Consider the following 22159-nt stretch of genomic DNA (forward strand, 5'->3'; position numbering starts at 1 on the left):
TGGCACCGCGAACGGTCCGCGCGACACCATCGGCACACTACCCGGCAGACTACCGCGCGGGTCACTGGGCGGGGGTCAGCTCCACATCCACCTGCTGGGCGAGTTCGTCGAAGCCGACACCGAAGGTCTCGCGCACCGTGACCTTGCCGTCCTCGAGGAGGAACACGCCGAGGTCCGTGTAGATCCGGGACACGCAGCCCACGCCCGTGAGCGGCATGGTGCACTCCTTCACGAGCTTCGACTGACCCTTCTTGGTCTTCAGGGTCATCATCACGAAGGTCTGCTTGGCGCCGGTGGCGAGGTCCATGGCACCGCCCACGGCGGGGATCGCGTCCGGCTTACCGGTGTGCCAGTTGGCAAGGTTGCCTTGCTGGTCCACCTGGAACGCACCCAGCACGCAGCAGTCCAGGTGACCGCCGCGCATCATGGCGAACGAGTCCGCGTGGTGGAAGTACGAGCAGCCCTCGGTCTCGACCACGGGGATCTTGCCGGCGTTGATCAGGTCCGGGTCCACCTCGTCCCCGTGGGCCTCCGCACCCATCCCGAGCATCCCGTTCTCGGTGTGCAGGGTGACGTCGTCCTCGGCGCTGAGGTAGTTGGAGACCAGGGTGGGCTGGCCGATGCCCAGGTTCACGTACGCCCCGGCGGGGATGTCCCGCGCCACGACCTCCGCGAGTTCCTCCGGGCTCAACGGGTGATCACTGTTCTGCGGAACGCTCATGCCGCACCTTCCTCTCGCGGGTCCTGCTGCTGGGGCCGGTTGATCTGCACCACGGTGTCCACGTAGATCCCAGGGGTCACCACAACCTCGGGATCGATCTGCCCGCGCTCCACGATGTCGCTGACCTGCACGATGGAGTGCGTGGCCGCCGCAGCCATGATGGGGCCGAAGTTGCGCGCCGTCTTGCGGTACACGAGGTTGCCGGCCTTGTCCGCCCGGTACGCCTTGGTCAGGGAGAAGTCCGCGTGGATGGGGTACTCGAGCACCTGGTGCTTGCCGTCCAGCTCGCGCACCTCCTTGCCCTCGGCCAGGGGCGTGCCGTAACCGGTGGGCGTGAAGAACGCCCCGATCCCGGCACCGGCGGCGCGGATCCGCTCGGCGAGGTTGCCCTGCGGGACGACCTCGAGCTCGATCTCACCGGCGCGGTACTTCTCATCGAAGTGCCACGAGTCCGACTGGCGCGGGAACGAGCAGATGATCTTCTGCACGCGGCCCAGCTGGATCAGCTTGGCGAGACCCACGTCCCCGTTGCCGGCGTTGTTGTTCACGACCGTGAGGTCCTTGGCGCCGTGTTCGATCAGGGCGTCGATGAGTTCCACGGGCTGACCGGCCACACCGAAGCCGCCGATCATCACGCACGCACCGTCGTGGATGAGCTCCACGGCCGCCGCGGCGCTGTCTGCAATGTTGAGCATGGTGTGCCTTTCTCGAAAAGGTTGGAGGGGTCTCAGCCCTGGGCGTTCTCGTTCTCGAGCACCACCGCGAGGCCCTGCCCCACGCCGATGCACAGGCTGGCCACACCCCAGCGCTGCCCGCTCTCCTGCAACCGGCGGGCCAGGGTCCCCAACACGCGGGTCCCGGAGGCGCCGAGCGGGTGGCCGATCGCGATGGCCCCGCCCCACTGGTTGACGATGCTCTGGTCCACACCCCACTGGCGCAGGCACGCGAGCGACTGCGCGGCGAAGGCCTCGTTGAGTTCCACGGCGGCGACGTCGTCCCACGTGATCCCCGCGCGGCGCACGGCGATGTTGGCCGCCTCCACGGGCGCCTCACCGAAGAACTGTGGTTCGTTGGCGGCGGCACCGCGGCCGGCGATACGGGCGATGGGCTCGCGACCGAGCAGCTGCGCACCGCGCTCGCTGCCGAGCCACACGGCGGACGCGCCGTCGTTCATGGGAGAGGAGTTACCGGCGGTGACGGTCGCGTTGTCACCACTGCGGAACACGGTGCGCAGACCGGCGAGCGTCTCCGGGGTGGAGTCCCCGCGCACGGTTTCGTCCCGGGTGAGCTCCACGCCCTTCTTGGTGTTGGGGGCCACGCTGACCGTGATGTCGTCGTACTTGCCCTCGTCCCACGCCTTGGCCGCGAGCTGGTGGGAGGTGGCCGCGAACGCGTCCTGGTCCTCGCGCGAGATGCCGTGCTTCTCGCGCAACTGCTCGGTGGCCTCACCGAGGGACACCGTCCACTCGCTCGGCATGTCCGGGTTCACGAGGCGCCAGCCCAGGGTCGTGTTGGCGAGTTCGAGGTTCTGCATGGGGTAGGGCCGCTCGGTCTTGGGCAGCACCCACGGCGCGCGGGACATGGACTCGACGCCGCCCACGAGCAGCAAGTCCCCTTCCCCCACCTCGATCTGACGGGAGCCCATCATCGCGGCGTCCAGGGACGAACCGCACAACCGGTTGATCGTGGAGCCGGGAACGGACACGGGCAGACCCGCGAGCAGCGTGGCCATGCGCGCCACGTTGCGGTTCTCCTCACCGGCGCCGTTGGCATTGCCTAAGTAGACCTCGTCGATCGTGGCGGGGTCCAGCTCGGGTGCGCGTTCCACGAGCGTGCGCACCACGAGGGCCGCGAGGTCGTCGGGACGGTGGCTCGCGAGCGCGCCACCCACCTTCCCGAACGGGGTACGGATGGCGTCGTAGACGTATGCGTGGTTCATGGGGATCCTCACCGTGGTAGCTCACCCGGCCGCGGCCGGGGCGGCGCCGGGCTCGGGTGTCCGGTCACCGCGTTGCATATGTTCAGTCTAGAGCGCGGTGCTCGCCATGTGAACACTTGTTCGCATGACGAACAATTCCGGTCAGCCCGAGTACTCCGACAGCGCCTTCTGCGCGTGCTTGAACGCGTTGTTGGCGGACGGGACGGAGAGGTAGATCGCGGACTGCAGCAGGATCTCCTTGATCTCGTCCGTGCTCAGCCCGTTGCGCAACGCCGCCTTGACGTGCATCTCGAACTCCTCCCAGTGACCGGCGGCGATCAGCGCGGTCAACACGCACGCGCTGCGCATCCGGCGGTCCAGGCCGGGCCGGGTCCAGATCTCACCCCACGCGTAGCGCGAGATGAAGTCCTGGAAGTCCTCCGTGAACTCGGTCTTGCCGGACTCCGCGCGGTCCACATGGGCGTCCGAGAGCACCTCCCGGCGCACGGTCATCCCGTCCTGCAGGGCCTGTGCTTCGGTGCGTTGCGAGCGTGGGTTCATGTTTGTTCCTCGTTCCTGGTCTCGTGCTGGTTCGTGTCGTCGTTCCCGAGATCGTGGCCCGTCATGCCGCGTCCCGTGAATCCGTGTCTCGTGCGCTCGCGGCTCCCCGCGGGTGCCGCGGATCGATCGAGCGCGCGTGGACCGCGTCAGCGCGCGGCCGCCACGAGCTCCGCGATCGTGTGGGCCACGAGCTCGGGTGCGGCCACAGGTACGAGGTGGGCGGCGTCGTCAACGACCTCGCAGCGCGCGTGCAGCGCGTCCGCGAGACCCTGGGCGACGTCGGGCCCCACCATGGCGTCCTGCGCACCGGCCACGACTGCGGTGGGGACGGGCGCGGGGCGCGTGCGCTCCCGCAGGTCGAAACCACCCAGCGCACGGCAGGCCGCGGCGTAACTGAACCGGTCCGTCCCCTGCAGGTCGTGCAGCAACGGGGTCCCGCGTTCCGAGTGCTCGGCCAGGAAATCGGGGGCGAACCACGCCTTGGCACACTCGATCACCTGGGTGGGTGTGCCGGCACTCGCGACGAGCTCGGCGCGCTCGCGCCACATCCGCGGGTCCGGGAAGTAGTTGCTCGTGGCGATCAACGCCGCGGACGCCACCCGCTCGGGATCCTGGGCGAGCAATTGCTGCACCGCCGCTCCCCCGATCGAGGTCCCCGCCATGTGCCACGACCGCGCACCGGTGTGCTCGGTGACGGCGTCCGCCACGGCGCGGGCGAGTTCTCCGAGCGTGAATTCCTGCGCGGGATCGCTGACCCCGTGGCCCGGAAGGTCCCAGCCGATCACGTGGAACCGCTCGGCCAGCAGCGGGGCCACGGCCGCGTAGAGATGGGTGACCGAGGTGCCCAGTGCGGGGCCGAGCACCACGAGGGGTGCACCCTCCGCGAGGTCCTGCGGTCGGGTGAATTCCACGAGTCCCGGTGCGGGAACCGTCATGCCGTCGTCCTTTCCTCGTGCCGGGCCACGGCCCGGTCACACAGTTCGCCCGACGCGCCCAGGTAACCGCGCGGGTCCAGCAGGCTCCGGACCCAGCGGGTCACGGACTGCGGATCCCCGACGGACACTCCCTCGGGCAGAGTCGGGTCCTCTTCCGCCGCGATCTCCCGCGCCAGGGCGCTCGCGAGCGCGTCCGCGTCCCACGGCTCGGCGCGCACCGCGGCCTGCACGCGCTGCTTCGCGTTCTTGACCTCGCGCTCGCTCAGCACCGGCGCGAGTGCCGCGCTCAGCCGTTCCGCCATCACGCCCGTTCCCGCGCGCTCGAGGTTCTGCGCCATGCGCTCGGTGTCCACCGTGAGCCCCCCGGCCAGCTCGGCAGCGTGCGACGACGCCGCGGTCGCCAGTACCGCGAGCTCGCGCAACGCGGCCCATTCGGCATGCCAGCCGCCGTCCGGGCGTTCGTCGTCCGCGGCGCTCGCACCCGCGAACACCTGGGACAGCAGCCCCGGGGCCGCGATGCCCGTGCGCTTGAGCAGCACGCTCAGCACGGGGTTCTGCTTCTGCGGCATGGCCGAGGAAACACCTCGTCCCTCCGCGGTGGGTTCGCGCAGCTCCCCCACCTCCGGCCGGGACATCATGAGGACGTCGTTGGCCATGCGGGCCAGTGCGGCGGTGGTCTGCGCGTAGCCGCTCGCGACCCGCAGCACCGGCACGCGGTCGGTGTGCCACACACCGTTCGGCAGCTCCAGGCCGAGCTCGTCCGCCCAGTGGCCCAGCAAATCGGTGACCCGCCCGAAGGTCTGCTCCGACGTTGCGCCGTCGGAGCAGCGGGCCATCGTGGCGGCCAGGCTCCCGGACGCCCCGCCGTACGACACGGGAAGCCGTGCGGCGAGCACGGCGTCCACGGCGTCGTCGACCGCTGCGAGCCACGAGGCGGCCTTGAGACCGAAAGAAATGGGGAGTGCGTGCTGGGTGAGGGTCCGTCCGACCATCACGGTGTCGCGGTGCTCAGCCACGATGCGAGCGAGAGCGTCCCCCGTGCGGGCGAGGTGCGCGAGGATGCTCGAGCGGACGTCACGCATCACCAGCGCGAGGGCCGTGTCCATGACGTCCTGGCTGGTCAACGAGGCGTGCACCGCACTAATCGGCGCGCCGTTCTCCTCGGTGACCGCTGCACGGTAGGCCGCGAGCAGGGGGATCACGGGATTGCCTCCGCCCTCGGACGCGACCGCGAGGTCGTTCAAGGCCGCTTCGTCGAGCGCCACGCTTTCAGCTGCGGCGTGGGCCGCCCGAGCGGCGTCGGGCGCAACGAGCCCGGACCGCGACTGGGCCGCGGCCCACGCGTCCTCCACACGGAGGATCGCGCGGGCCACGGCACGGTCGTCGGCGAGCTCTGCGGCTCGGTGGCTCCCCGGAGTGAGAAGACCGGTGAAGATCATCAGATCCCCGGGTAGGCCAGGAACACGGTCTCGCGGTCCCCCTGCAGGTGCACGTCGAAGTGCAACGAGCCGTCCGACTGACGCTCTGCGATCATCGTGGCGCGTTCGGCCTCGGACAGCGAGGACAGCAGCGGATCGTTGGTCAGTGCGTCCGTATCCTCGGGCAGGTACACGCGGGTGAACAGTCGGTTCAGCAGACCGCGCGCGAACACCGTGAGGCAGATGAACGGGGCCTTGCCGTCCTCGGTGGGGCCGGGGTTGACCGTGGTGAAGTCGTAGTGCCCCACGTTGTCCACCGCCACGCGGCCGAAACCGGTGAAGGTGTAGCCGTCCCGCTTGAGCGAACCGGGCTCCTGCGAGACCTGGCCGTTCTCGTCCGCCTGCCAGATCTCGAGCATGGAGTCCGGAACCGGCGTGCCGTGGCCGTCATACACCGTGCCGTGCAGGCGCACGGCGTTCGGGTGCGAACGGTCCACGAGGAACTCCCCGCCCTCGTAGGGCAGCGCGTAGCCGTAGAAGGGTCCGATGGTCTGGCCCGGGGTGGGCACCAGGCGCTCAGTGTTCTCAGACATTGCTGTCGTCCTCCGTCCAGGTTCGGTTCGAACCGCTCAGCACGATGTCCCAGCGGTAGCCGAGCAGCCATTCGTGCTCGGAGATGTCGTGGTCGTAGTCCGCCACGAGACGCTCGCGCGCCTTGGGGTCCACGATCGACTGGTAGATGGGGTCCAACGCGAATAGCGGGTCACCCGGGAAGTACATCTGGGTGATCATGCGCTGCGTGAAATCCGTGCCGAACAGCGAGAAGTGCACGTGCGCGGGGCGCCACGCGTTGAGGTGGTTCTTCCACGGGTACGGGCCCGGCTTGATGGTGATGAACGAGTAGGAACCGTCGTCACCGGTCAGACAGCGGCCCACGCCCGTGAAGTTCGGGTCGATCGGGGCCGGGTGCTGATCGCGCTTGTGGATGTAGCGACCGGCGGCGTTGGCCTGCCAGATCTCCACGAGCTGGTTGCGCACGGGGCGGCCGTCGCCGTCCAGGATGCGCCCGGAGATCCGGATCCGCTCACCGATGGGCTCGCCGCCGTCCTGGATTGTCAGATCCGACTCCAGCGCGTGCACGTCCCGCTGGCCGAAGGCCGGCGCGTAGAGCTCGATGGTCTCCGGGTCCGCGTGGCGGGGGTCCTTGGTGGGGTGACGCAGGATCGAGCTGCGGTACGGGGCGTAGTCCAGACGAGGCTGGGTCTCCTCCGTGCCGGCCTTCTCGTACTGCTTGCTGATGGCGGCCATCTCGTCGTTGAGCTGGTTCTGGGTGTCGGCGGCGTCGTCCGCGTCCTTGACGTACGGCGGGTCGAAGGTGTCGTCGTTCTCGGTGGTCATGATCATCTCCTTGGGTGAGTGGATCGGAGTCTGGGTCCGGTGTGCTCAGGTGCGGTCCTGCCAGCCGGTGTATGACTCGGCGAAGTAGCCCGAGCCGTACGTGGAGTTCGTGACGGTCTCGAACTCGCCCCGGCGGCGCTTCATGTTGAAGGGGTTCTCCCCCGGCTGGATATGCATCAGGTTGGTGACCCAGTACGAGAAGTTCTGGGCCTTCCAGATCCGGTCCAGGGCCTTGGCGGAGTACCCGGCCAACCCGCGCTCGTCACCGGAACCGAAGAACTCGATGATCGCCGGCGCGAGCACCCGCACGTCGCAGAACGCGAGGTTCAGACCCTTGGCGCCCGTGGGCGGCACGGTGTGCCCGGCGTCCCCCACCAGGAACATGTTCCCGTAGCGCAGGGGCTCGCACACGTACGAGCGGAACGGCAGCACGGTTTTGTCGAAGATGGGCCCGCGCTGCAGCTGCAACCCGTCCGGGCCGTCGATGCGCCGCTGCAACTCGGTCCAGATCCGCTCGTCGTCCCAGTCGTCCACGTTCTCATTGGGGTCGCACTGGAAGTACATGCGCTGCACGGTGTCGCTGCGCTGCGAGATCAACGCGAAACCGTACTGCGAGTTCGCGTAGATCAGCTCGGGTGCCGACGGCGGCGCTTCGCACAGGATCCCGAACCACGCGAACGGGTACTCGATGAAATTGTCCGTGCGCACGTCCTGCGGGATCTGACGCTTGCAGATGCCCTTGGAACCGTCCGCGCCCACGAGCAGGCGGCTACGGATCTCGAGCTTCTCGCCCTCCTTGGTGGTGCACAGCACCGTGGGCTGCTCCGTGGTCAGGTCCCGGACCTCGGTGTCCGTGACTTCCCAGCGCACGTCACCGCCGTCGCGCTCGCGCGCCGCCGCAAGATCCACGAAGACCTCGTTCTGGGGGTACAGCCACACGGACTGACCCACGAGCTTTTGGAAGTCGATGCGACGGCTCTCGCCCTCGAAGCGCAGCACGGTGCCCTCGTGCTCGTGGCCGTGCGACAGCACGCGCCCGTCCACGCCGGTCTCGGCGAGCATCTGCACGGTCCCCGCTTCGAGGATGCCCGCACGGTGGGTGTTGGCGATCTCGTCGTGGCTGCGTTTCTCCACGACCACGTTGTCGATCCCGGCCCGGTGCAACAGGTGGGAGAGCATCAGTCCGGCGGGCCCCGCCCCCACGATGGCCACCTGGGTGTCGATGATCGTTCGCTCCTCGAGCATGTGTCCTCCTTGCGCACGTCGTGGGTCACATTATGTTGGAGCCACATGGCGCGTATCTCATTGATTCCGTTCAATGGGACGGGGGCCGCGCCTGTGACGCGGGGTACGACATCGCTGCGGCCGGTACGCGGCTCCCCGTTGCGACTTGGGCGGAGGTGTTTCCCGCGAAGATCACCCACAAGGGGTTGTCAGAATGCCCCCAGGGCGCGGGAGATCCCGTGGCCGGCAACCCGTAACGTTTGCACGATGGCCGAGACGTCCGGATCTCGCATGTCGCTCAGGGGCAGCACCGCTCCGAGGGCCGCTGCGCGGTGCCCCGGGGGGACCTTGAGCGGGACCGCCACTCCCCCACTGCCCTCGTCGATGCGTTCGCGCTGGATCGCATAACCGCGCTGCGCGAAGACCCGCAGGTCCGCCGCGAAGCGTTCCCTGCCCACGAGGGCACCGCCCGGTTCATCCGCGACCGCCCGCGCCGCGGCGGCGTCATGGTACTGCGCGATGAACTCGTCCGAACAGTGGCACAACAGGGCGAGACCCGTGGCCGAGCGGTGCAGTGGAAGGCGTCCGGCGACGATCGAGCGCAGTGGGACCGCCGAGTCACTCGCGGCGATCCGCTCGGCGAACAGGACGTCGTGGCCCTCGATCACCCCCACGTGCACGTGTTGGCGCAGCACCGCGTGCACGTCCGACATGAACGGGATCGCGACCGCTGCGAGGTTCTCGGCGGATGCCGCGCGGGACGCGAGCTCCCACAACCGGGTCCCCACCCGGTAGGTCTGCGCGGAACCGGACTCGAGCCACCTCGCGCGCTTCATGTCCCCCAGGATCCGGTGCACCGTGGAGGATGGCAACCCGGTGGCCGCGCAGATCTCGCGGAAGGTCAGCTCGGGACGTGCGGGGCCGAACGCGTCCAGGACGCGATCGAACCGGGTGATCAGTGATTCACCGGACGCCGAGTTGGCCATGCTTCGCCTCCGTTCATGGCTCCCGCGAAAGCCGAACCGCGGGATCCTTGCCCGCTTCAGCCTACGACCCCGCGGCCGTGCCTCTCCCGGCACGAAGCCGCGGCGAGGGTGGCCGCGACCGGGACGAACGCGTTCGGGTCGGTCGCAACCGGGGCGCGGTGGCCGGGTACCGCGCCGTCGTCCGGAACGGGTCCGGGTACGCGAGAGCCCGGGTGGCCCTCCCCGAAGGGAAGCCCACCCGGGCTCTCAGATCACACGCCTACTCGGCTCAGTGACCGCCGAAATCGTAGTCGTCCAGGGGGATCGCATGGAACTCGGAACCGAGCCCCCCGGCGTTCTCCTCGGCGTAGCTGAAATCGGTGAACGCGGAGGGATCCGTGAACATGGAGGCCTTGGCCTCCTCGGTGGGCTCCACGTCCACGCTGTTGTACCGCTCCAGACCGGTACCGGCGGGGATGAGCTTACCGATGATCACGTTCTCCTTCAGACCCAGCAGCGGATCCGACTTGCCCTCCATGGCGGCCTGCGTGAGCACACGGGTGGTCTCCTGGAAGGACGCGGCGGACAGCCACGAGTCCGTGGCCAGGGAGGCCTTGGTGATGCCCATGAGCTCCGGACGCCCGGCCGCGGGACGCTTGCCCTCCGCCACCGCGGCGCGGTTGGCCTCGAGGAAGCGCACGTTGTCCACCAGCTCACCCGGCAGCAACGAGGTGTCGCCGGACTCGATGATGGTCACGCGCCGCAGCATCTGGCGCACGATGACCTCCACGTGCTTGTCGTGGATGCCCACGCCCTGGGAGCGGTACACGCCCTGGACCTCATCCACGAGGTGCTTCTGCGCCTCGCGAGGACCGCGGATACGCAGTACCTCCTTGGGGTCCACGGCTCCGGTCACGAGCTGCTGACCGACCTCCACGTGATCGCCGTCCGCGACGAGCAGCTTGGCGCGGCGCAGCACTGGGTAGGCGAACTCCTCGTCACCGTTGTCCGGGACCACCACGATCTTCAGCGACTTGTCCGTGTCCTCGATGCGGATTCGGCCAGCCACCTCGGAGATTGGGGCCACACCCTTGGGCGTGCGGGCCTCGAACAGCTCCTGGATACGGGGCAGACCCTGCGTGATGTCACCGTCCGAGGACGCCACACCACCGGTGTGGAACGTACGCATGGTCAGCTGGGTACCGGGCTCACCGATGGACTGGGCGGCCACGATGCCCACGGCCTCGCCGATGTCCACCAACTGGTTGGTGGCCAGCGAACGACCGTAGCACGCGGCGCACACGCCCACGGCGGACTCGCACGTGAGGACCGAGCGCACGCGCACCTGGTCCACACCGGCGTTGTAGAGCTTGTTGATCATGGCGTCGGACATGTCCGCGCCCGCCTCGGCAAGCACTTCGCCGTTCTCGTCCGCCACGGCGCTGGCCAGCACGCGGCCGTGCACCGTGTTCTCGATGTCCTCGTGCAGCGTGCGCACACCGGTGTCGGTGATGTCCGCGAGCGGCAGGGTCAACCCGCGCACCGTCTGGCAATCGGACTCTCGCACGATCACGTCCTGCGAGACGTCCACCAGACGACGGGTCAGGTAACCCGAGTTGGCGGTACGCAGAGCGGTGTCCGCGAGGCCCTTACGCGCACCGTGGGTCGCGATGAAGTACTCCAACACGGACAGGCCCTCACGGTAGGAGGACTTGATCGGTCGGGGCATGATCTCGCCCTTGGGGTTTGCCACCAGACCACGGATACCCGCGATCTGACGCACCTGCATCCAGTTACCACGTGCACCGGAGGAGACCATCCGGTTGATCGTGTTCCCGGCGGTCAGGTTGTTGCGCATGGCCTCGGCGACCTCGTCGGTGGCCTTGGACCAGATGTCGATGAGCTCGGAGCGGCGCTCGTCGTCGTCGATCAGACCCTTGTCGTACTGGCCCTGGATCCGCGCGGCCTGCGCCTCGTAGCCCTCCATGATGGCGGGCTTCTCCGGCGGGGTGGCGATGTCCGAGATGGCCACGGTGACACCCGAGCGGGAGGCCCAGTGGAAGCCGGCGTCCTTGAGGTTGTCCAAGGTCTTGGCCACCTGGGTCATGGGGTAACGCTCTGCGAGGTCGTTCACGAGCGCGGACAGGTGCTTCTTGTCCGCGACGTTCTCGTCCCACGGGTAGTCGGCAGGCAGCGTCTCGTTGAACAGCACGCGACCGAGCGTGGTCTCCACGACGGCGGGCTGACCTTGCTCCCAGCCCTCGGGCGCTTCCCACCCGGCGTACGGCACGAAGTCCTCGAGCTCGATCTTGCAGCGCGAGTTCAGGTGCAGCTCACCGGAGTCCGCGGCCATGATGGCCTCGGCCACGGAGGAGTAGCTGTTGCCCTCCCCGGCCCAACCCTCACGCACGGTGGTGAGGTGGTAGAGGCCGATGATCATGTCCTGCGAGGGCAGGGCGATCGGCTTGCCGTCCGAGGGCTTGAGGATGTTGTTCGAGGACAGCATCAGCACACGCGCCTCGGCCTGCGCCTCCGGAGACAGCGGCAGGTGCACGGCCATCTGGTCACCGTCGAAGTCGGCGTTGAACGCGCCGCACACGAGCGGGTGCAGCTGGATGGCCTTGCCCTCCACGAGCTGCGGCTCGAACGCCTGGATGCCCAGACGGTGCAGGGTCGGTGCGCGGTTGAGCAGCACGGGGTGCTCCGTGATGACCTCTTCCAGCACGTCCCACACCTGCGGGCGGTAGCGCTCCACCATCCGCTTGGCGGACTTGATGTTCTGCGCGTGGTTGAGGTCCACGAGGCGCTTCATCACGAAGGGCTTGAACAGCTCCAACGCCATCTGCTTGGGCAGCCCGCACTGGTGCAGCTTGAGCTGCGGGCCCACCACGATCACGGAACGACCGGAGTAGTCCACGCGTTTGCCCAGCAGGTTCTGACGGAAGCGGCCCTGCTTGCCCTTGAGCATGTCGGACAGCGACTTCAGCGCACGGTTGCCGGGGCCCGTGACCGGGCGACCGCGGCGGCCGTTGTCGAACAGCGAGTCCACGGCCTCCTGGAGCATGCGCTTCTCGTTGTTCACGATGATCTCGGGGGCACCGAGGTCCAACAGCCGCTTGAGGCGGTTGTTGCGGTTGATCACACGACGGTAGAGGTCGTTGAGATCGGACGTCGCGAAGCGGCCGCCGTCCAGCTGGACCATGGGGCGCAGTTCCGGCGGGATGACCGGGACGGCGTCCAGGACCATGCCGAGCGGCGAGTTGTCCGTGGTCAGGAACGCGTTGACAACCTTGAGGCGCTTGAGCGCACGCGTCTTGCGCTGGCCCTTGCCCGTGGCGATGGTCTCGCGCAGGGCCTCGGCCTCGGCAGCGAGGTCGAAGGTCTCGAGGCGCTTCTTGATGGACTCGGCGCCCATGGAGCCCTCGAAGTACATGCCGTAGCGGTCCACCATCTGGCGGTACAGGGCCTCGTCGCCCTCGAGGTCGTTGACCTTGAGGTTCTTGAAGCGGTCCCAGACCTTCTCGAGGTAGTCGATCTCGCGATCGGCGCGCTTGCGCACGTTTGCCATCTGGCGGTCCGCGGAGTCGCGCAGCTTGCGCTTCTCGGCGGCCTTGCCACCCTCTTCCTCGACGCGCGCGAGATCGTTCTCGAGGTCACGGGCGATCGCGTTGATGTCCGCGTCGCGGGTGTCCTCGAGCTGCTTCTTCTCACGGTCGATCGCGGCCTGCAGGTTGGGCAGGTCGTCGTGACGGGCCTGCTCGTCCACGGACGTGATCATGTACGCCGCGAAGTAGATGACCTTTTCGAGGTCCTTCGGGGCGAGGTCCAGCAGGTATCCCAAGCGCGAGGGCACGCCCTTGAAGTACCAGATGTGGGTCACGGGAGCGGCGAGCTCGATGTGACCCATCCGCTCACGACGCACCTTGGCGCGCGTGACCTCCACGCCGCAGCGCTCGCAGATGATGCCCTTGTAGCGCACACGCTTGTACTTACCGCAGTAGCACTCCCAGTCCCGGGTGGGGCCGAAGATCTTCTCGCAGAACAAGCCGTCCTTCTCAGGCTTGAGCGTGCGGTAGTTGATGGTCTCGGGCTTCTTGACCTCGCCGTAGGACCAGCCGCGGATCTGATCCGCGGTCGCGAGGCCGATACGCATGAGGCCCAGTGAAGAATCGTTGGACATAAGGTCCTGTCCCTCTTTCTAAAATCCTGAAGTGTGTTCGGGCTGATCGATGAACGAAAGGGGTCTCAGACCTCTTCGACCGAGCTGGGCTCGGAGTGGGAGAGGTCGATACCGAGTTCGTCCGCAGCCCGGAAGCTGTCGTCCTCGGAATCACGCATTTCCACCGCGTTACCGTCCGCGGAGAGGACCTCCACGTTCAGGCACAGGGACTGCATTTCCTTGATGAGCACCTTGAAGGATTCGGGCACACCCGGTTCAGGGATGTTCTCGCCCTTGACGATCGCCTCGTACACCTTGACGCGGCCGTGGACATCGTCCGACTTGACGGTGAGCAGTTCCTGCAGGGTGTAGGCCGCGCCGTACGCCTCGAGCGCCCACACCTCCATCTCACCGAAACGCTGACCGCCGAACTGCGCCTTACCGCCCAGCGGCTGCTGGGTGATCATGGAGTACGGGCCGGTGGAGCGCGCGTGGATCTTGTCGTCCACCAGGTGGTGGAGCTTCAAGATGTACTGGTAGCCCACGGACACGGGGTCCGGGAACGGCTGACCGGAACGGCCGTCGTAGAGCTTGGCCTTGCCGGAACGCCCGATCAAGCGGTCACCGTCCCGCGTGGGGTTGGTGTGGTCCAGCAGGTCGAAGATCTCGTCCTCGCGAGCGCCGTCGAACACCGGGGTGGCCACGTTAGTGGGACCGGTGGACTTCGGGAAGTTGCTCAGACCGTGCAGCCACTCGGGGTCGCCCTCGATGTTCCAGCCCTGCTTGGCGAGCCAGCCGGTGTGGACCTCGAGCACCTGGCCCAGGTTCATACGACCGGGCACGCCCAGCGGGTTCAGGATCACGTCCACGGGGGTGCCGTCCTCCATGAACGGCATGTCCTCGATGGGCAGGATCTTGGAGATGACGCCCTTGTTGCCGTGACGACCGGCGAGCTTGTCGCCGTCCGTGATCTTGCGCTTCTGCGCCACGTACACGCGCACGACCTGGTTGACGCCGGCCGGGAGGTCGTCGTCCTCGTCGTCGCGGTCGAACACGCGCACACCGATCACGGTGCCGGACTCGCCGTGGGGAACCTTGAGGGAGGTGTCACGGACCTCGCGGGACTTCTCACCGAAGATCGCGCGCAGCAGCCGCTCCTCCGGGGTCAGTTCGGTCTCGCCCTTGGGCGTGACCTTACCCACGAGGATGTCACCGGCCTGGACCTCGGCACCGATGTGGATGATGCCTCGCTCGTCCAGGGCGGAGAGCACCTCTTCCGACACGTTGGGGATGTCACGGGTGATCTCCTCGGCACCGAGCTTGGTGTCGCGGGCGTCGATCTCGTGCTCCTCGATGTGGATGGACGTCAGGACGTCCTCGGAGACCATGCGCTGGGACAGGATGATGGCGTCCTCGTAGTTGAGGCCTTCCCAGGACATGTACGCGATCAGCAGGTTCTTGCCCAGTGCGAGTTCACCGTGGTCGGTGGAGGGCCCGTCCGCGATCACGGTGCGGGGCTCCACGCGGTCGCCCTCGGAGACGATCACGCGCTGGTTGTACGTGTTGCCCGGGTTCGAGCGCACGAACTTGTTGATCGGGTAGAGCTTGGTGGTGCCGTCGTCGTTCAGGACGGTCACGAGGTCCGCGGAGACTTCCTCGACCACGCCGGACTTGGTGGCCAGCACCGAGTCGCCGGCGTCCAGGGCCGCGTAGCGCTCCATACCAGTGCCCACGAGTGGCGCCTCGGACGTGAGCAGCGGCACGGCCTGACGCTGCATGTTGGCGCCCATGAGCGCGCGGTTGGCGTCGTCGTGCTCGAGGTACGGGATCAGGGCGGTGGCCACCGACACCATCTGGCGCGGGGACACGTCCATGAACTCGATGTCCGTGGGGGCCACGAGCACCGCTTCACCCGAGCCGTCGGAGGCACGCGCGAGGACGGTGTCCTCGGCGAAGCGACCGTCGTCGGTCAACGGAGCGTTGGCCTGCGCAATGGTGAGCCCGCGCTCGTCGTCCGCGGTGAGGTAGACGACGTCGTTGGTTACGGTGCCGTCCACGACGCGGCGGTAGGGCGTCTCGATGAAACCGAACGGGTTGATCCGCGCGTAGGTCGCGAGCGAACCGATCAGACCGATGTTCGAGCCTTCCGGCGTCTCGATCGGGCACATGCGGCCGTAGTGCGAGGGGTGCACGTCACGGACCTCCATGCCCGCGCGATCGCGGGAGAGGCCACCGGGACCCAGCGCGGATAGACGACGCTTGTGCGTGAGGCCCGCGAGCGGGTTGTTCTGGTCCATGAACTGCGACAGCTGGGAGGTCCCGAAGAACTCCTTGATCGCGGCCACGACCGGGCGGATGTTGATCAGGGTCTGCGGCGTGATCGCCTCGACGTCCTGGGTGGTCATCCGCTCGCGCACCACGCGCTCCATGCGGGACAGACCCGTGCGGATCTGGTTCTCGATCAGCTCGCCCACCGCGCGGATGCGACGGTTGCCGAAGTGGTCGATGTCGTCCACGTCCACGTGGATCTCACGGGCCTCGCCGTCACGCGTACCGGGCATGGTGGAGCCGCCGTCGTGCAGGGTCACGAGGTAGCGAATCATGGCGACGATGTCGTCGAGGGACAGCACCGAGGCGTCCGAGTCCGTGAACGGCTTGTCCAGACCGAGCTTGCGGTTGAGCTTGTAGCGGCCCACCTTGGCGAGGTCGTAGCGCTTGGGGTTGAAGTACATGTTGTCCAGCAGGGACTGGGCGGCGTCCACCGTGGGCGGCTCCCCCGGGCGCAACTTGCGGTAGATGTCCAGCAGCGCCTCCTCACGGGTCTCCGTGGTGTCCTTCTCCAGCGTCGCGCGGATGGAGTCGAACTCGCCGAACTCCTCGAGGATCTTGGACTCGGTCCAGCCCAGCGCCTTGAGCAGCACGGTCACGGACTGCTTGCGCTTGCGGTCCAGGCGCACACCCACCTGATCGCGCTTGTCGATCTCGAGCTCGAACCACGCACCGCGGGACGGGATGATCTTGGCGGAGTAGATGTCCTTGTCGGACGTGCGGTCCTGGCCCTTCTCGAAGTAGGCACCCGGGGAACGCACGAGCTGGGAGACGACGACGCGCTCGGAGCCGTTGATCACGAACGTGCCCTTGTCGGTCATCAGGGGGAAGTCGCCCATGAACACGGTCTGCTGCTTGATCTCGCCCGTGTTGTTGTTCATGAACTCGGCCTTGACGTACAGCGGGGCCGAGAAGGTCGCGTCGCGGTCCTTGCACTCGACCATTGTGTACTTGGGGTCGTAGAACTCCGGCTCGGAGAAGGACAGGGACATGGTGCCCTGGAAGTCCTCGATCGGGGAGATCTCCTCGAAGATGTCGGACAGACCGGAGGTCGTGGGAACGCTGGTGTCACCCGTCTCCTGGGCTTCGACCACGCGTGCCTGCCAGCGCTCGTTGCCGACCAGCCGATCGAAGCTGTCGGTCTGCAGAGCGAGCAGGTTGGGGACGTCCAGCGGTTCGTGGATCTTCGCGAAGGAAACGCGGCGAGGAGTGTTATCACTCGTGGGGTGGTTGGCGGAGACGTTCGTATCGGTGCTCGAGGCGACCAAGATGTGATCCTTCCACAGACATGCAGTGAATACGCGAGGTTCCCGGGGAGAGAAAAAGGGGCCGGTTTTCGATGCTCGTCGACAACCGCCCCTGCGGCGCCCACCGCTATATGAAGGCACGCATGTATAAGGGACAACGCAAAGTACCAGTTTAGGCGAACTGCGCCCGTTTGTCCACACCGGTGCTGGACGAAATCCCGTCCGGGCCGTAAGATGCCCGCCCCTCGGGCGGCGCACCCTCAGGCGATCCCGTTCTCCCGGGCCAGTTCGACGGCGCGTCCCACACCTTCACGCCACGGGTCGCCGTGTCCGGGCAGCACCAGGGTGGCTCCCGTGACCTCGAGTGCGGCGAGGGATTCCACGGCCATCGCGCTGTCCGCGGTGGCGGCGCGAGCCACGATGCGGGGGCCCGTGAGACCCGAGTAGGGGTCCAGGGTCACGAGCGCGTCCCCCGATATCACGGCGTCCGCTGTGGGGACGTACAGCGCGCAGTGCCCGTACGTGTGGCCCGCGGTGAACACGACCCGCGGGCGGCCCGGGACGGGGACGGTCTCCCCCGCGGTCAGCTCGCGGGTCACGGTCACGCCCCGCACCATCGCGGCGCCACCGGCGATCATGGACGCGAGGATCGGCACGGCGCGCGGGTGACGCAGCGGGTAGACGGCCGTGGGGTTCTCGTGCGCGTAGCTGTAAGGGTGTGCCGCGAGGTGCTTGTCCCGCTGGTGGGCGTAAACGGGAATCCCGAGCCGGTCCACGAGTTTCGCGGCGACCCCCACGTGGTCGAAGTGCGCATGGGTCAATACGAGCGCTTTGATGTCCTCTGGGGCGTGGCCGAGTTCGCGCACGGCCCACCCGAGTTCGTTCCACACCCTGGGCAGACCGGCGTCCACGACCGTGAGGCCGTCCGAGTCCTCCAGGACATAGCAGTTCACGTTGTGGTTCTGGATCATATGGATCCCGGGGGCGGCGTCGCGCAGGAACACGTCGTTCTCCTTGTCCGTCCCGCCCCGATCACACGGGGCGGGACCCTCACCGGCCCGCGCGGTCCTCGGAACGTGCACGGCGGAGCGGGCCTGCCTAGAGACTACTCCGGGCGGCTCGCTCCCCACACCACCCTTCAGGACCGCTTGTAGAAGGGCAGCGCGGTGCGCGTGACCTCCACGGCGCGCCCGCGTGCGTCCTGGACGCTCACCTCACCGGCGTCGATCCCGTCGACGGCGTCCGTGGCCACGAGCGCCATGGCCACCGGCTTGCCCAGCGTGGGCGAGGGCAGCCCGCTCGTGACCTCACCCACGGTGCGCTCCCCCACGTGCACGGTGTAGCCCGCGCGCACGGGTTTGCGACCCAGGCCCTCCAGACCGATGAGGGTGCGTTCGGGCGTGCCTTCCAGCATCGCCGCGAGCACCTCCTCGCCGACCGTGGTGGTGCCGGCCTCCGCCTTCTTGCGCAGGGCGATCTCCACGAGCTTGCCGAGTCCCGCTTCGACCGGGGTGATCTCCGTGGACAGTTCGTGACCGTACAGCGGCATCCCGGCCTCGAGCCGCAGGGAGTCGCGCGCCGCGAGACCCGCCGCTCCCACGGGGGCCTCCTCCGTGCCGAGCTCGGCCGCGGTCGTCAGGAGCGCGTCCCACAGCACGGGCGCGTCCTGGTTGTCGCAGTACAGTTCGAAACCGTCCTCGCCCGTGTACCCGGTGCGGGCCACGAGCACGGCCACGTCCGCGCAGCGTGCGCGCACGCACGCGTAGTACTTCAGCGCGGCGACGTCCTCGGCCGGTTCCAAGCGCGTGGCCTCGAGCACCTCGAGGGCGCGCGGACCCTGGACGGCGATCAGCGACGTCGCCGGACCGTTGTCCGTGACGCGCACGTCGAAGCCCTGGGCGCGCTCCTGGAGCGCACGCACGACCGTCTCCTGGTTGCCCGCGTTCGGCACCACGAGGTACTCGTCCTCGTCCGTACGGTAGGTAATGAGGTCGTCCAGGATCCTGCCCTGTTCGTCCACGATGATCGAGTACTTGGCGCGGCCCACCGTGAGCCCGGAGAGCACACCCACGAGGGCGTAGTCCAGGAACGCGCCGGCCTGCGGACCCGAGACCGAGACCTCCCCCATGTGGGACAGGTCGAAGATCCCGGCGCCGCGGCGCACCGCGTGGTGCTCGGCGGTGTCGCTCGCGTAGCGCACGGGCATGGTCCAGCCACCGAAGTCGGTGAACCGCGCCCCCAACCGCTCGTGGTCCTCGTACAGTGCGGTGTGCTGCTCGCTCATCGAGTCTCCTCCTGTGCTACTGCCGCGGTGTTGTACGCGGCGTCGAACGCCTCGATGGGCGGGCACTCGCACACGAGGTTGCGGTCCCCCGCGGCGTTGTCGATCCGGCCCACGGGGGGCCAGTACTTGACCCGGCGCAGGGACGCGACCGGGTAGGCGGCCTGCGAGCGCGGGTAGGCGCGCTGCCACTCGTCCGCGGTGAGCACTTGGGCGGTGTGCGGGGCGTTGCGGATCACGGAATCCTCGAGGGACACGGTGCCGTCCGCGATCTCCTGCATCTCCGCGTGGATCGTGCGCATCGCGGCGATGAACCGGTCCTGCTCCTCGAGGCCCTCGGACTCGGTGGGCTCGACCATCAGGGTCCCGGCGACCGGGAACGCGAGCGTGGGCGCGTGGAATCCGAAGTCCACGAGGCGCTTGCACACGTCCTCGGCCGTGACGCCGGAGGCCTTGGTCATGGGCCGCAGGTCCAGGATGCACTCGTGGGCCACGAGCCCGCCGTCCCCGGTGTACAGCGTGGGGAACACGTCCGCGAGCGCGCGGGAGATGTAGTTGGCCCCGAGCACCGCGGTGCGCGTGGACTCGGTCAGCCCCTGCGCGCCCGTCATGGCGATGTACATCCACGTGATGGGCAGAACCCCCGCGGAACCGTAGGGAGCCTGCGCCACGGGGAAGCCCGCGCCGTGCTCGTCCAGGTCCGCGTCCGCCGGGTTGCCCGGCAGGTACGGCACGAGGTGTTCGGCCACGGCCACGGGACCCACACCGGGCCCGCCGCCGCCGTGCGGGATGCAGAAGGTCTTGTGCAGGTTCAGGTGGGAGACGTCCCCGCCGAAGCGGCCGGGCCGTGCCAGCCCCATGAGCGCGTTGAGGTTCGCGCCGTCCACGTAGACCTGACCACCGGCGTCGTGTACCGCGGCGCACACCTCGGTGATGTCCGTGTCGTAGACGCCGTGGGTCGAGGGGTAGGTGACCATGATGCCCGCGAGCTCGTCCCCCACCGCCTCGATCTTGGCCGCGAGGTCCGCCTGATCGATCGTGCCGTCCGCGGCGGTCGCCACGACCACGACCTTGAGGTCCGCGAGCACGGCCGACGCCGCGTTGGTCCCGTGCGCGGAGGACGGGATGAGGATCGTCTTGCGCTGACCCTCGCCGCGGGCCAGCTGGTACCGCCGGATGGCCAGCAGACCCGCGAGTTCACCCTGCGAACCGGCGTTGGGCTGCACGGACACCGCCGCGTAGCCGGTGATCTCCGCGAGCCATGTCTGCAACTGCTCGATCAGTTCGGTCCAGCCCCGGGTCTGATCCGCAGGGGCCAACGGGTGGATACTCGCGAACTCGGGCCACGAGATGGGTTCCATCTCCGCCGCCGCGTTGAGCTTCATGGTGCACGAGCCCAGCGGGATCATGGTGCGGTCCAGCGCCAGGTCCCTGTCGGAGAGTTCGCGCAGCCACCGCATGAGCGAGGTCTCGGAGCGGTGCGTGTGGAAGACCGGGTGGGTCATGTACTCGTCCGTGCGCAGCCACTCGTCCGGCAGTGCGTCCGCGCTCGCGGCTTCCCCGGAGTCCGAGGTGCGCGCGCCGCACGCCTCGGACACCGCGGTGAGCACGTCCTGGACGTCCCGCTGCGTATGGGGTTCACCGAAGCTCACGCCCACCGTGTCCTGGTCGATGCGACGGAGGTTGATCCCGCGGTCCGCGGCCGCGGCCACGATGCCGTCCGCCCGGCCCGGCGCGGAGAAGGTCACGGTGTCGAAGAACCGCTCGTGGGCGACGTCGATCCCGCGCTCCCGCAACCCGGCGGCGAGCTCCGCGGCGAGACCGTGCAGCCGCTCGGCGAGGGCACGCAGTGCGACGGGACCGTGGTGCACCGCGTAGGCCGCGGCCACGATCGCGAGCAGGGCCTGCGCCGTGCAGATGTTGGAGGTCGCCTTCTCGCGTCGGATGTGCTGCTCACGTGTCTGCAGCGCGAGCCGGTACGCGGGTGCGCCCGAGGAATCGGTGGACACCCCCACGATGCGCCCCGGCAAGGAGCGTTCGGTACCCTTGCGGGTCGCCATGAATGCGGCGTGCGGGCCCCCGAAGAACAGGGGCACCCCGAAGCGCTGGGCCGAGCCGACCGCGATGTCCGCGCCCAGCTCACCCGGGCTGCGCAGCATGGTCAAGGCGAGCAGGTCGGTGCTCACGGTCACGAGCGCGCCCGCCTCGTGCGCGGCGTCGATCACCGCGGTGGGATCCGTGACGTCCCCGTCCGCACCGATCTGCGCGACGACGACGCCGAAGACGTCACCCTCCGAGACCGCCCGCGCGGCGGCGTCGGGATCACCGAGGTCCGCCGTGACAAGCTCGATACCCGCGGCACGGGTGCGGCCCGTGAGCACGGCGAGGGTCTGGGGCAGGCTGCGGCTGTCCACGAGCACGCGCAGGCTCTTGGATCGGCGGTTGGCGCGGCGCATCATGAGCACGGCCTCGGCCACGGCAGAGGACTCGTCCAGAAGGGACGCGTTGGCCACCTCGAGGCCGGTGAGGTCGATCACCGCGTTCTGGAACGTGAGCAGCAACTCGAGCCGGCCTTGGGAGATCTCGGGCTGGTACGGCGTGTAGGACGTGTAGAACCCGGGGTTCTCCAGGATGTTGCGTCGGATCGCGGCGGGCGTCACGGTGTCGTGGTAGCCCTGCCCGATCATCTGGCGCATCACGGTGTTGCGCGCAGCGATCGAGCGCAGGGCCGCGAGGGCCTCGGGCTCGTCGAGGGGTTCCGGCAGGTCCAGGGCGTCCCGGACACGGATGCTCTCGGGGACGGCGCGGTCGATCAGTTCGTCGAGGCTGGCTACCCCCACGGTGCGGAGCATGACGGCCATGTCATCGGCGTCGGGGCCGATGTGGCGTGACAGGAAGGACATACGAGGGTCTCCTGGGCTGCTTGTGGGCGCGCGAGGGCCCGGTGAGTCCTCCCCGCTCTGTATCGCAACCTGAGAGATTTCGCCGGCGGGCGCAGCAACTC

15 protein-coding genes are annotated in these 22159 nt (G+C 68.3%); all 15 read right to left on the reverse strand.

The genetic code is table 11. The features are described 5' to 3' along the window. Window positions 1–61 precede the first annotated feature (61 nt). The 15 genes from J1M36_RS06990 to gcvP all read right to left on the reverse strand — a co-directional run bounded on the left by J1M36_RS06990 (window position 62) and on the right by gcvP (window position 22058). Window positions 62–721: a 3-oxoacid CoA-transferase subunit B gene (locus J1M36_RS06990; protein WP_064845215.1), complete on the reverse strand. Its 660-nt coding sequence runs from the start codon at window positions 719–721 to the stop codon at window positions 62–64. After that, window positions 718–1416: a 3-oxoacid CoA-transferase subunit A gene (locus J1M36_RS06995; protein ID WP_064845216.1), complete on the reverse strand. Its 699-nt coding sequence runs from the start codon at window positions 1414–1416 to the stop codon at window positions 718–720. Before J1M36_RS06995 ends, J1M36_RS06990 begins: the two co-directional genes overlap by 4 nt. A gap of 32 nt (window positions 1417–1448) precedes the next feature. After that, a complete protein-coding gene (locus J1M36_RS07000; RefSeq protein WP_064845217.1) occupies window positions 1449–2660 on the reverse strand; it encodes a thiolase family protein in 1212 nt (403 codons plus the stop codon). 141 nt (window positions 2661–2801) lie between these two features. Next, window positions 2802–3200, reverse strand: a complete 399-nt coding sequence (locus tag J1M36_RS07005; protein WP_064845218.1) for a carboxymuconolactone decarboxylase family protein — start codon at window positions 3198–3200, stop codon at window positions 2802–2804. 146 nt (window positions 3201–3346) lie between these two features. Then, window positions 3347–4135: an alpha/beta fold hydrolase gene (locus tag J1M36_RS07010; protein WP_064845219.1), complete on the reverse strand. Its 789-nt coding sequence runs from the start codon at window positions 4133–4135 to the stop codon at window positions 3347–3349. After that, window positions 4132–5574, reverse strand: coding sequence for a lyase family protein (locus J1M36_RS07015; protein ID WP_206478965.1), 1443 nt, complete (start codon window positions 5572–5574; stop codon window positions 4132–4134). Before J1M36_RS07015 ends, J1M36_RS07010 begins: the two co-directional genes overlap by 4 nt. Continuing rightward, window positions 5574–6146, reverse strand: a complete 573-nt coding sequence (pcaG, locus tag J1M36_RS07020) for a protocatechuate 3,4-dioxygenase subunit alpha (protein WP_064845221.1) — start codon at window positions 6144–6146, stop codon at window positions 5574–5576. The genes J1M36_RS07015 and pcaG overlap by 1 nt, the downstream gene beginning before the upstream one ends. Then, the gene (pcaH, locus tag J1M36_RS07025; protein ID WP_064845259.1) at window positions 6139–6951 is read right to left on the reverse strand and encodes a protocatechuate 3,4-dioxygenase subunit beta; all 813 of its coding nucleotides are present in this window, start codon (window positions 6949–6951) and stop codon (window positions 6139–6141) included. The genes pcaG and pcaH overlap by 8 nt, the downstream gene beginning before the upstream one ends. Window positions 6952–6996: 45 nt before the next feature. After that, on the reverse strand, window positions 6997–8196 hold the full coding sequence (locus J1M36_RS07030; protein WP_064845222.1) for a 4-hydroxybenzoate 3-monooxygenase: 1200 nt from the start codon (window positions 8194–8196) through the stop codon (window positions 6997–6999). Window positions 8197–8384: 188 nt separating this feature from the next. Further along, window positions 8385–9161: an IclR family transcriptional regulator gene (locus J1M36_RS07035; protein ID WP_064845223.1), complete on the reverse strand. Its 777-nt coding sequence runs from the start codon at window positions 9159–9161 to the stop codon at window positions 8385–8387. A 268-nt stretch (window positions 9162–9429) separates the two neighbouring features. Continuing rightward, window positions 9430–13320, reverse strand: coding sequence for a DNA-directed RNA polymerase subunit beta' (locus J1M36_RS07040; RefSeq protein WP_064845224.1), 3891 nt, complete (start codon window positions 13318–13320; stop codon window positions 9430–9432). Between the two features lie 65 nt (window positions 13321–13385). Beyond that, complete coding sequence (gene rpoB / locus J1M36_RS07045) at window positions 13386–16895, reverse strand: DNA-directed RNA polymerase subunit beta (protein WP_064845225.1); 3510 nt, start codon at window positions 16893–16895, stop codon at window positions 13386–13388. 239 nt (window positions 16896–17134) lie between these two features. Beyond that, entirely contained in the window at window positions 17135–17878 is a 744-nt protein-coding gene (locus J1M36_RS07050) for an MBL fold metallo-hydrolase (protein ID WP_064845226.1), read from the reverse strand. A 134-nt stretch (window positions 17879–18012) separates the two neighbouring features. After that, complete coding sequence (gcvT, locus tag J1M36_RS07055; RefSeq protein ID WP_064845227.1) at window positions 18013–19158, reverse strand: glycine cleavage system aminomethyltransferase GcvT; 1146 nt, start codon at window positions 19156–19158, stop codon at window positions 18013–18015. Next, entirely contained in the window at window positions 19155–22058 is a 2904-nt protein-coding gene (gcvP, locus tag J1M36_RS07060) for an aminomethyl-transferring glycine dehydrogenase (RefSeq protein WP_064845228.1), read from the reverse strand. The genes gcvT and gcvP overlap by 4 nt, the downstream gene beginning before the upstream one ends. Window positions 22059–22159 lie beyond the last annotated feature (101 nt).

Origin of the sequence: Kocuria sp. KRD140 (assembly GCF_017168375.1) — a bacterium.
Taxonomy (GTDB): domain Bacteria; phylum Actinomycetota; class Actinomycetes; order Actinomycetales; family Micrococcaceae; genus Kocuria; species Kocuria marina.